Source organism: Pseudoalteromonas sp. 19-MNA-CIBAN-0066 (genome assembly GCF_040308705.1).
GTDB lineage: Bacteria > Pseudomonadota > Gammaproteobacteria > Enterobacterales > Alteromonadaceae > Pseudoalteromonas > Pseudoalteromonas nigrifaciens.
In genome coordinates this window covers 1-254 of sequence record NZ_JBEONZ010000306.1, presented here as the reverse complement: position 1 = coordinate 254, position 254 = coordinate 1, and the positions used below count along the sequence as shown (strand labels likewise).

General features: G+C 40.9%; 1 pseudogene. It reads right to left on the bottom strand.

Annotated features, from left to right (window positions below):
* Nucleotides 1-15 precede the first annotated feature (15 nt).
* Nucleotides 16-254 (bottom strand): annotated as a pseudogene (locus AAEZ18_RS19235) (cellulase family glycosylhydrolase); the annotation flags it as partial.

Genomic DNA, 254 nt, shown 5'->3' with positions numbered 1-254 from the left:
CCATTAATATTAACACCCATTGCCATCAGCATTAACTGTTCCCCACTCTGTAGCAAATAGTGCAATGCCGTTATCGAGTGCTGTTTGTGCTTTATTTCGATACGATTGACCATGCGTGCCAGCATAAAAATTTAGAGTGTAAGCAATATTGGCGCGATCAATTGGGTTTTGTGATGCCACATCAACATCTTGCGACCACGTAGGTGTACCAACCACAATTAAGTTATCAGGGTCGATTGCTCTAATTTTATCAA